Below are 10,458 nucleotides of genomic sequence, written 5' to 3' on the forward strand. Positions count from 1 at the left end.
ATGGAAATCGTAAACTGTAGGGGTTTGGTCCCCAAACCCTCTTGCCAATATTTCAATTGTTTCTAGTCACACCAATACACCCTGTAGAATTCAAATCAAACACTCCCTGTTTATTGCCAGAGTACAAAATATCCAAATCAATACGAAGTCACAACCACTTCAGAAATTTTCCCGCGATGACTTCCTTTGGAATTAATCGATCGCGCTGCTGAAACTTGATGAATCTGGAAATCCTGGTAAAGCTTACGAATAAACGGACAATCCGAATTAGACAGCATCACTTTCACCCCTCGATTCGCCAGTTCATTAAACACATCCCGTAACCGAATTTGGTCCTCTTCATTAAAATTATAGCGACTGTACGACGTAAATTGACTCGTATTGCTCAGGGGATAATAAGGCGGGTCAAAATAAACAAAATCTTGGTCAGTTTTTGCCTCATCCAGAACCTTATCAAAATCCCGAATTTCTAATTTCACTGATTGCAACGCCTGTGAATCCGCCCGCAGTAATTCCGCATTACAAATAGTCGGATTTTTATATCGACCAATCGGCACATTAAATTCTCCTTTAGAGTTTTCTCGATATAATCCATTGAAACAAGTTTTGTTTAAATAAATAATTCGAGCTGCTTTTTTGACCCGTTGCCGGTTTTTCTTCGCTCTAATTTGATAATAATACTCGGAATTATGTTTAGATTGATGAAATTGTAACTCTTTGATTAAAGCTTCTACGTCATTATGAACGCAGCGATACAGATTAATTAATTCTTCATTGATATCGGATAAAACTGCATTAAAACCGGATGAATGCGCTTGAAATAAATAGAAAAAAACTGCACCACCCCCTAAAAAAGGCTCATAATAATTTTTAAAATGAGGGGGAAACAGGGGTTTATATTGTTGAATCAGTTGGGTTTTGCCTCCGGCCCATTTCAAAAAAGGGCGGGGTAAAACTGTTAATGTAGTCGTCTCGTTCATCATCTAAAACCGTACTTAAGTTTGTAGCAACGTCCTCCCTTTTGGGTGAACCGAACTCAATTTATGAACTCAAGGATTTCCTTTGATAGTGTTTTGCTGGAGTTGGAATCGGGGAAATAGCGGTGATCCGCCGGTGTCGCGATCGCACTCCAGGAAACTATCCCCTCAACGGCACCTCCCCCCCTTTCCTGAACCACTCCAGCACCCTTGCCTAGGCAATTCTGTCGCAATTTGGGGCCGTTTCAATCCCAACCCAACTCCAAAAGTTCATGAACCCCTAACATACCACGATCGCGATCGGAATTCTGCGGTGCGATCGCCTCGGGGAAACCCAGGAGTAATCATTGATACGACAGTTCAAAACCGATTTTGGCATAATCGGGGGGAGTCCCCATTCCTTCAACGGGAGTGATCCACTCCAGAGAGGACTTCTCTCTCGAATTGTCTAAATTCGTATCAAAACCCTGAGTCCTTTCAGTCTAAAATATATACACCCACTGCAATTAGATTGCAGTACAGCGGGTTGAATCAGTCAGATAGATCCATCCTTTCTCCCGAAAGCGCGATCGCTGCTTCAACTGAGTCCTTGATTACGATCATGTATTTTCTAGGAGGTTTTCCCGATGGATTCCCAGGATGTTATCCAAGCCATAGATCGCATTTTACCCGACCTTCAAATCTTTGAAGATGTCAATAATATGCTGCAAAAATACCGGGCATCCGGGCAGAAAAAAGTGCAACTAGAAGATGAAGATATAAGTGTTGCTATCCCGGAAGGGGTTCGAATTGATATTGTAACAAAAGCCTTTTTAAATGAATATTTTGATATTAATTTAGGAACAGGTTATCGAGTTCAAGTTGCAATGGGTGGAATTCAAAAACAAAAACGCGGAAGAGTCTACCCCGAACTTTGTTTTGCCACATTATTTTATGATTCAACCGGAAAAATGTTAATGATTGATTTTCATCAAAACATGATATAATTAACAGTCTTAAGAGAAATTTATCTAATCTAAATGACTATGCCGAAGGTATCCTGTTGACAACAATTTAGCCAACACCCGCATTCTGTTCGCGTAGCGTTCCGTAAGGAAAGGGTTCAAGCTACAAGGAATTAGCCTGCCTACGCAGGCTGAAGAAGCGTAAAGTAAGTATTTAACCACCAAATTGGGATAATTTATTTTTTGGAATTCCCTGATTGGCTGTTGGATTGAAGAGGCCCTCGGGGATGCTGTCGGCTGTCTTGTTGAAGGCGGTGCCGAAGACTCGATGCAATTCCCTCAGAACTGGCGGCGAATCTGAATGACCAAGGGACTTGGAAGTTTGCCGAACTGGTACGACTCGCGGAACAATGCTACGCGGTACAATGCAAACAGACTTAGCCGCTCCTGTTGAAAATCTGAATTTTTATGTTTGATGACTTTTGGAGTAATATCCTTCGCTACCCGCGCTATTTTGTCACGATCATTCTGGGCATCTTTTTTGCCCTGTTCGGTTGGGTTAAGCCCCTGTTGCAAAAACCCGTGACTGCGATCGCCTTAGTCACTTTCGTGGTGACTACCCTAATTTTTGTCGGGTTTACCTTACGAGGGATGTTGGGATTGGCCGTCACCTAGAGCATCGGGACAGTTTGAGTGCCCAGGGATAAGCAACCGGGTTTTTGGTCCAGATTGCCTGCTAATTGTTGCAGATTTTCTCAAAAAACCCGGTTTGTCTTCCCCTACTGTACCGGCGTTCTAAACCCTTTCGGACCGGGACCCCTCCCACCTGGGTCCCTTAATCTCCTGAATTGAATGATCTGTATTTAATGACAGTGCCAAATTTCCCTCCCGAGAAACAGATCCTCCTACAGGCGCGGTTTGCTGTTGTAGCGGTAGCAGAGATTAAAACTCTACACTACAAAGAGGTGGATGCATTCGAGTGCCACCCAAACTGATGAGTACCATGCAAACAAGGGAATCAAGATTATGGCTACAGATCGTCGAGTAGAGCGCGTCGCGTCCTTAATTAAGCGCGAAGTCAGTTTAATGTTAATCGGAGACATTAAGGATGACCGCGTGGGTGCTGGAATGGTGAGCGTAACTGATGTCAATGTTTCCGGTGACCTCCAACACGCCAAGATTTTCGTCAGTATCTATGGCAGTGACGAAGCGCGGGCGGAAACAATGGAAGGGTTACAGGCGGCGACTGGATATATCCGCAGGGAACTCGGTCACCGAGTGCGATTGCGTCGGACTCCAGAAGTGATATTTTTAGAAGACCGATCCATTGAACGCGGGACGCGCATCCTGACACTGCTCAATCAGATCAGTGAAGAACGCAAACACCACAATCCCGACGCGGATGAGGAAGATCTGGATCTCAACGAGAGCGAAATTTCAGAAACTGAGGCTTAATCTGTGGATATGTCGGATCTAATCCCGGTACTGCCGGGTCTCGAAACCTTATCGTTAAAAGAACAGGTGGCGCAGTTGTTCGTCGTGCGAGCATCTGGACATCTGTTTGACCACCAAATCGAATATCCCGATTGGGAACCCCCAGGGGCACAGTTGCAGAAGCTGTTGCAGGAACAGGCTGTGGGGGGCGTGATTTTGGTGGGAGGCAGTGCGGGTGATTTGATGTTGCGATCGCAGCAATTGCAATCTTGGGCGAAATATCCCCTGTTGATTGCTGCCGATATCGAGGAAGGTGTCGGACAGCGATTTGCCGGTGCAACTTGGTTTCCCCCGCCAATGGCGATCGCCCGAATTGCCGCAGAAGAACCCTCGAAAGCCCAAGGTTATGCCACCGCAATGGGAGCCTATACCGCCCAGGAAGCTCTCGCCGTCGGGATTAATTGGGTCCTCGCCCCGGTGGTGGATGTGAATAACAATCCCGAGAACCCGGTGATTAATGTCCGTTCCTTTGGGGAAAATTCTGAAACCGCCAGTGAGTTAGCCCTGGCGTTTATGCGCGGTGCACAGAAGTATCCGGTCCTCACCTGTGCTAAACATTTTCCCGGACATGGGGATACCAGTGTGGATTCTCATATCGAGTTGCCGGTGTTGCGACATTCCCCGGAACGACTAGAGTCGGTGGAACTCCCTCCGTTTCAACGGGCGATCGCTGCTGGGGTGGATGCGGTGATGAGCGCTCACCTCTGTATTGAAGCCTGGGACCCCGACTATCCGGCGACTCTTTCCTCGAAGATTTTAACGGGACAGTTACGCCAACGGTTCGGGTTTGAGGGGTTGATTGTTACGGATGCTTTAGTCATGGGGGCGATCGCCAAACGTTATGGTCCCAATGAAGCCCCAATTTTAGCCTTAGAAGCCGGGGCCGATATTTTATTGATGCCTGTGGACCCAGCCGAGGCCATTACTGCCCTCTGCGATGCAGTCAAATCCGGTCGCATATCCCGCGATCGCATTCGCGAATCCGTAACCCGCATTTGGAAGGCGAAACAAAAACTCTTCTCCCCTTCTACAGTGGTTAATCCCCCCACTTCCCCCACCGCCCAACTGATTAATCTCTCTACTCCTGGGGCAATCAACTCTGTAGAACAGATTTTGCGGGAGTCTCAGCAAATTGGGGGTTCTTTGCCTTTATCCCTCCCTCAACCCCAATCAGGGGAGTATTTAAACAATTTATTGGTGACTGACTCTCTGGTTAATAGTGCGTTTTTGAATAAACAAGCCCCGGCGATCGTCATGCCTAAGTCTAAGGGCTATCAATTTCAGGGCGTGGATTGTTCTACTCCCTGCCGAGGGCAAGACTTGAAGGCAATGGCAACCGGAAAAACCCTCCTTCAAGTCTTTATCCGGGGCAATCCGTTTGGGGGACCTGCCCAAGTGACCCGCCTCGCCCGGGAATGGCTCAATCAATTATTAGAAACGGGACAATTGCAGGCGGTGGTGATTTACGGGAGTCCTTATGTTTTGGACGAATTTAAGGCCCTTTTGCCTCCATCCATTCCTTTTGTGTTTTCTTATGGTCAAATGCGGGCCGCCCAAGCGATCGCCCTGGAAACTTTATTTGGACTGACCCCAACACCCACCCAACCCAATCCTTTCTACTAAGGTTACAGATGAAATCTGCATCTTGAGTCGAAAGCAGGTAGAGCCTCCTATTGCTCCATTCTCAGGCTCTACCGGGGAGCGAATTCAATCCAATTTAAACCCGTTTATCCCCAGAAAGCGGCGATCCCTATCCCGTTATACCAAATCCGGCTGTCTCAAGTCTTTTGCTCTATTAGCCCACCTGCGCGGGCTTCGCTAGTGTCCGTTTTCCTCTTGAACCCTGGAGGGTCTGGGTTTTTATAGACTCAATGTAGGGGCGAGTCGCTTGGATGCCCCTAAGTTTAGGGGGGATTCTCAAAAGATGCGGAAGTCCTGCCCCAGGATTCTAGGCACAACTCTAGTCGTCTAACCTGGTGAAATTTATATAAAATTGTCCCCCAGCCTATTGCTACAACTATCTCCCTGTATATAATTTTGGCCTCGCTCTCTCTACTTGATACCCGAAATAATGCAATGATTAATCATTCCCAAACCGCCCAGGAAACTGCATCGAAAAAATTTATCTCCCTGGGGGTGCATAATTCTTCATATTTTATTAAGATAAGTAGGAGTCAATCAGCGCGATAATAACAATGCTGCTGTATAGAATGTAACAAATACCAGAAGAGGCCGCCCAGTAGTGTCCCTTCTTCGATGAGCTATTATGACTTATTCACCTAACTGGGGGGTGGTCACAGATATACCGTTGATTAAAGAATCTATCTAGCGAGGTTTTAAAGATGGCACCATCTACATCTACCGTTCAATATTCCATCGAGTTCATCAAAGAAGAAGCTCGAACCTTGGTCAAAAATGGCTTTGTGGGGCGACAACAACCCATATATACTCTATGCCAATACATCCCAGCGCGGGAATGGGCCGTGGTTGAGTCTGAATTAGAAAAATACGATTTCCTGCTGCGCGATCGCATTGTGGATCTCATGGGTCGCGAAGACTGGGGCAACGATTAAATAAAAACTGATACATGATATCAAAAAATTGTAACCCTGTCAATAAGAAGCCAAATTAATTTTACTTCTTATTGACAGGGTATATCCTTAATCTACAGGGAAAACCCCGAGCAAGACTGAAAAATTTTTCCAGGAAATCCCCTCACCTAATAGCATGTAGTCAAGTCCTGGATTAGAGTAGAGGAAAGACAAACCCGGTTTCTTAACAAAATTTTAGGCCAATGAGCCACAAAAAAAGGGCCAGCAACCCAGTGTCTGATTCTACAGAGCTAACAATGCACCGGCCTCCTAGTTGTGCTAAGTATTTGAGCTAGGCTAACCTCTGGGACCCTAGAGCGTTGGTACAGTATCGGGAAGACAACTGGGTTTCTGCATCAACTGTGTTACTAATTAGCAGTTTGTTGTCACGAAACCCGGTTCTTGGTCCCTGGTATTGAGGGCAATACCGGCATCCTCGCATCCCTAACTTAACGTTCCGAATCTTTCTGCTGTAAATTTTCTAACTCAGACCGCAACGCTGCAATTTGGGCGGTTAAGTCTTGTAAATCTTGGTAGACTTCCGGATTAGTTGCCGAATTAGGCGGGGATGACGGAGGCTCAGAACTTGACGCAGGGGGAGTTGCAGAGGATGACGATTCCCCGGGCGATCGCTGGTGATCGATCAGGGTATCCACAAAATTGCGGGCTTCCCGCTCGGTCATTTCTCCTTTTTCAGCCCATTTTTTGGTCAAATCGCTGGCATCAAGTTTTAAATCCGCCAGATTTTCTTCTCGTTTTTGGGGGTCTTGAATACTTTCGAGTAAGGAAGCCGTCGCGCCTACCCCAACTCGAAATCCGGTTTGTAAAAATTCCATGACGTTATCGGGGTTCATCGTCTATTTTTTCCGTTTTGTAGAAGTATTTTTAGTTTGAGGCTTCCCTTTACTGTACCAAGTCCTAAAGCAGCAGGAAAGAGGCTTTCAGTGCAGGGGGTCTGTTTTGTTCAACTCGGCGGCATCGCTACTGGAACCGCTTAAAACTAAGTTATCCCGGTGGATTACCGTGTCGGCAACAATATAACCTAAAATTTCGGGAATTTCATCGGACTTTCGTCCGCGAATGCGATCGAGTTCGTCACTGCTATAGTTGACCAGTCCCCGGGCAATTTCCCGACCCGCGCGATCGCACAGTTGCACCGCATCCGATGCCTCAAATTCTCCGAACACCTCCACAATTCCAGCAGCTAGGAGAGATTTTCCCCCTTGACAGATCGCTCGGACTGCCCCTTCATCTAAATAAAGTTTGCCCGAGGGAATCACCGCATTAGCCAGCCAGCGCTTGCGGGCGTTACTCGTGTTCTTTTGCGGTGCAAAATGAGTCCCGATCGCCTCCCCCTGCAAAATCTTCTCCAAGTTGCGCGGGGATTGAGACGAGGTAATCACCGTCCGAACCCCTGCACCTGTGGCAATGCGAGCCGCCTCAATTTTAGTCATCATCCCCCCAGTCCCCCAATTGCTGCCACTGCCTCCGGTTTGCACCTGTAACTGCCTCAACTCATCGAGATGTTGAACTAAGGTAATCGGTTGGGCGTCGGGATGGCGGAGGGGGTCGGCGGAGTAGAGGCGATCGACATCGGTCATCAGAAACAGCCATTCCGCCTCGACTAAGCTGGCAACCATTGCCGAGAGGGTATCATTGTCGCCGAATTTGAGTTCTTCCACTGCAACCGTATCATTCTCGTTGACAATCGGGATCACTCCGAGGCGAAGTAATTCTTGAAAGGTATTGTAAGCGTTGACGTAGCGACTGCGTTGGACTAAATCGCTGCGGGTGAGAAGGACTTGGGCGATCGGCTGTTGCAGGGTGCTAAAGAGGTCATCATAAACCCGCATTAAGCGGCCCTGACCCACTGCAGCCACCGCTTGTTTGAGGGCGATCGTGCGCGGACGCTCTTTTAATCCCAGGCGAGCACAGCCGACTCCTACGGCACCAGAGGAGACTAAGATGACGCGATGCCCTTGGTGGCGGAGGGCGCTGAGGGTTTCAACGAGGGCCGCAATGGTGGCGATCGCCAGGTTGCCGGTGCGGTCCTGGGTGAGACTAGAAGTGCCAATTTTGACGACTAGGGTTTGCAGGTTCATAAAAAAAGCGCTCTCGTTGGGGATTCGGATCACCGGATCCAATTGTAAAGCGCCCGCCTTCATTTCGGTGAAGGCAGGCGCTTTGTTTTTATCAAACTCAATTAGGGTGAGGGGCCAGCTTAAGACGGCCCCCTATAAACTCCTCTTCAATGCCGCTTGATAATTTGGCCTCAGCCTCAATATTTTAATATGCAGCCCTATATGGTTTTTTCAAGGGGTGTTCAGCTTAATGACTTGTTACTTCTTCTTGGCGAGGGAAGCGCCGAGGATTTGAGATAACCAGACTTCCAGCGATCGCACGGGATGCTTGGTTTGCATAATTTCCCCGGGGTCCACCATCGGTTCTACCAAAATGGTAAACATTCCCAATCGGTTACCGGCGAGAACATCCGTAAAGAGGCGATCGCCCACCATTGCCACCTTTTCCACCGGCAGATTCATCCCCGTCACCGCCTGTCGTAACTTGCGCCGCGAGGGTTTGGCTGCACCCGTAATGTAGGGTAGATTTAAAGAGCGAGCAATGCCACCGATCCGAGCTTCACTGATATTATTGCTAACCAACCACAGGGTAGCAACCGGGCGAATTTGTTCCACCCACTGCCGGAGATACTCAGACACTTGGATTTCTCGCAGGGGGACGAGGGTTTCATCCACATCCAAAACCAGACCCTTAAGTTCGTTCTCTTTGACGAGCTCTGGTGTCAGGCTTAAAATTGAGTCCCCCAAAAATAAATCGGGTTCTAAAAGTTTTCCCCAAGACATAGTATATTGACCTTCGCTGACTAACACTAACCACCGTCCAGCAATACCGGAAACCACAGTTTAACAGCATTGTAGATAGACCCCCTAGAATCTGCCGTGAGCCAATAATTTGGTTTGACAGCGCGATCGCACAGATCACCCGGATGCTGTCTAAAAACTGCATTCCCCGCAGGATGATTTTGACATACTAAGGCTTTCGAGCCCACTGCGATCGCACTCAATTCTCAGACATCCCCCCCAGGAGCCTGTGCCAATGGCTCCTGGGGGAAATTATTACCGTAACGTCGGGTCCCGCTCATCCCAGATGGCATTTTGAGCCGCTTCATGTTCAGCTAAGGTCCGACTAAAAATATGGGTGCCATCATAGAGGGCCACAAAATAGAGATATTCCGTTTCTTCTGGGGCTAAAGTGGCCTCTAAACTGGCAACCCCAGGCACAGCGATCGGGGTTGGGGGTAAACCCGGATTCAGATAAGTATTGTAAGGGTTAGGGGTGTTCACCTGTGCCAGAGTTAAGGGTTGATCTTCCGTTTGTCTGATATTTAATCCGTATTCCACCGTGGGATCAGCACCCAGCGTCATCCCCTGTTTGAGGCGGTTAGTAAATACACCGGCAATGCGATGGCGTTCCGATGCCACCACCGACTCTTTTTCCACAATACTTGCTAGAGTCACCCATTCTTTCAGACTGAGCTTGGTTTGATTTTGAGGTTGTTGATACACTGGCAGAGCCAACTGTTCAAACCGAGTCAGCATGGGTTGAATAATCGCTTGCGGGGTGATATCATCCGCGCGGAGCTTGTAAGTATCCGGGTATAAAAAGCCTTCTAAATGGGGGATATCTTTCGGGAGCCAGGGATATTCAGCCCAGGGAATTTCCTGAGTGGCACTGAGAAATTCTTCAGCAGTAAAGAAGCCTTGAGACTCGAAATATGCAGCCATTTGCCGCAAATTCCACCCTTCGGGAACGGTGAAATTGAGATGCATGACTTCACCATCCCAGATTTTTTGGGCGATCGCCTGCATCGGTTCATCGGGAGAGAGTTGGTAGGTTCCCGCCTTGTATCCCCCATCTGGGTTTTGGCGAGTTAACCACCGAGTCCACATATTCCAGGCATTCGCGGACCTAATTAAACCCTGTTCTTCGAGTTTAAGTCCAATGAGTTGTCCAGGTTCCCCGGGGTCGATTTGCACGACTTCCAGCCGATTGTCTTGGACGACAGAATCCCGAGGTAAAGATTCGGATACGGGGGCACTAGCCGATCGCCACCACCGCCAACCTTGCCATGCACTGATTCCAATCGCAGCGCAGAGGATAAGCGCCACATATAACAACCAATTTGTTTTTCGTTGACTCGCTGCTTTCATCTTTCTGCCCTCTTGGAGACTCCCACCATACCTGTACCCAGGTTGGTGTCGAGAGGAAAATCGGGGCGTGATTTATGTTGCATAAGAAAACCCATCCTTTTTGTGAAGATGTGTACAGTATTTGTGACTGATTCCTTGAATCAAACCAGTAGAAGAAGAAATATTAAAATTACCTGTTGAACGTACAGCTACACGACCAACATAGATTCCTATTTTCTTC

At 47.8% G+C, this 10,458-nt stretch carries 11 protein-coding genes; 6 read left to right on the forward strand and 5 right to left on the reverse strand.

From position 1 onward, the window contains the following. Positions 1-137: 137 nt before the first annotated feature. Positions 138-980, reverse strand: a complete 843-nt coding sequence (locus J0895_RS02965; RefSeq protein WP_207086652.1) for a DNA adenine methylase — start codon at positions 978-980, stop codon at positions 138-140. An 82-nt stretch (positions 981-1,062) separates the two neighbouring features. On the opposite strand from J0895_RS02965, the gene J0895_RS02970 reads away from it, so the two are divergent. From J0895_RS02970 to J0895_RS02995, 6 genes are all read left to right on the forward strand, one after another. Further along, complete coding sequence (locus J0895_RS02970; RefSeq protein ID WP_207086644.1) at positions 1,063-1,392, forward strand: hypothetical protein; 330 nt, start codon at positions 1,063-1,065, stop codon at positions 1,390-1,392. A 211-nt stretch (positions 1,393-1,603) separates the two neighbouring features. Beyond that, positions 1,604-1,963, forward strand: a complete 360-nt coding sequence (locus J0895_RS02975; RefSeq protein ID WP_207086645.1) for a hypothetical protein — start codon at positions 1,604-1,606, stop codon at positions 1,961-1,963. A gap of 426 nt (positions 1,964-2,389) precedes the next feature. Further along, positions 2,390-2,596, forward strand: coding sequence for a DUF751 family protein (locus tag J0895_RS02980; protein WP_207086646.1), 207 nt, complete (start codon positions 2,390-2,392; stop codon positions 2,594-2,596). 351 nt (positions 2,597-2,947) lie between these two features. Next, the gene (gene rbfA, locus J0895_RS02985; protein ID WP_207086647.1) at positions 2,948-3,376 is read left to right on the forward strand and encodes a 30S ribosome-binding factor RbfA; all 429 of its coding nucleotides are present in this window, start codon (positions 2,948-2,950) and stop codon (positions 3,374-3,376) included. A 9-nt stretch (positions 3,377-3,385) separates the two neighbouring features. Next, positions 3,386-5,038, forward strand: coding sequence for a glycoside hydrolase family 3 protein (locus J0895_RS02990; RefSeq protein ID WP_207086648.1), 1,653 nt, complete (start codon positions 3,386-3,388; stop codon positions 5,036-5,038). Between the two features lie 719 nt (positions 5,039-5,757). Continuing rightward, positions 5,758-5,988 (forward strand): DUF4327 family protein, encoded by a 231-nt coding sequence (locus tag J0895_RS02995; RefSeq protein WP_015150839.1) that lies wholly within the window; start codon positions 5,758-5,760, stop codon positions 5,986-5,988. Between the two features lie 467 nt (positions 5,989-6,455). Here the strand turns inward: J0895_RS02995 and J0895_RS03000 are convergent, their stop codons facing one another. The 4 genes from J0895_RS03000 to mltG all read right to left on the reverse strand — a co-directional run bounded on the left by J0895_RS03000 (position 6,456) and on the right by mltG (position 10,238). Next, positions 6,456-6,860 carry a hypothetical protein gene (locus J0895_RS03000; RefSeq protein WP_207086649.1) on the reverse strand — a complete coding sequence of 135 codons (405 nt, stop codon included), beginning with the start codon at positions 6,858-6,860 and terminating at the stop codon, positions 6,456-6,458. A gap of 87 nt (positions 6,861-6,947) precedes the next feature. Beyond that, positions 6,948-8,108 carry a glutamate 5-kinase gene (gene proB / locus J0895_RS03005; RefSeq protein ID WP_207086650.1) on the reverse strand — a complete coding sequence of 387 codons (1,161 nt, stop codon included), beginning with the start codon at positions 8,106-8,108 and terminating at the stop codon, positions 6,948-6,950. A gap of 237 nt (positions 8,109-8,345) precedes the next feature. Continuing rightward, positions 8,346-8,870, reverse strand: coding sequence for a YqeG family HAD IIIA-type phosphatase (locus tag J0895_RS03010; RefSeq protein ID WP_207086653.1), 525 nt, complete (start codon positions 8,868-8,870; stop codon positions 8,346-8,348). A 273-nt stretch (positions 8,871-9,143) separates the two neighbouring features. Continuing rightward, complete coding sequence (gene mltG / locus J0895_RS03015; RefSeq protein WP_207086651.1) at positions 9,144-10,238, reverse strand: endolytic transglycosylase MltG; 1,095 nt, start codon at positions 10,236-10,238, stop codon at positions 9,144-9,146. Positions 10,239-10,458 lie beyond the last annotated feature (220 nt).

Origin of the sequence: Phormidium pseudopriestleyi FRX01, assembly GCF_017313335.1 — a bacterium.
Taxonomy (GTDB): Bacteria; Cyanobacteriota; Cyanobacteriia; order Cyanobacteriales; family Laspinemataceae; genus Laspinema; species Laspinema pseudopriestleyi.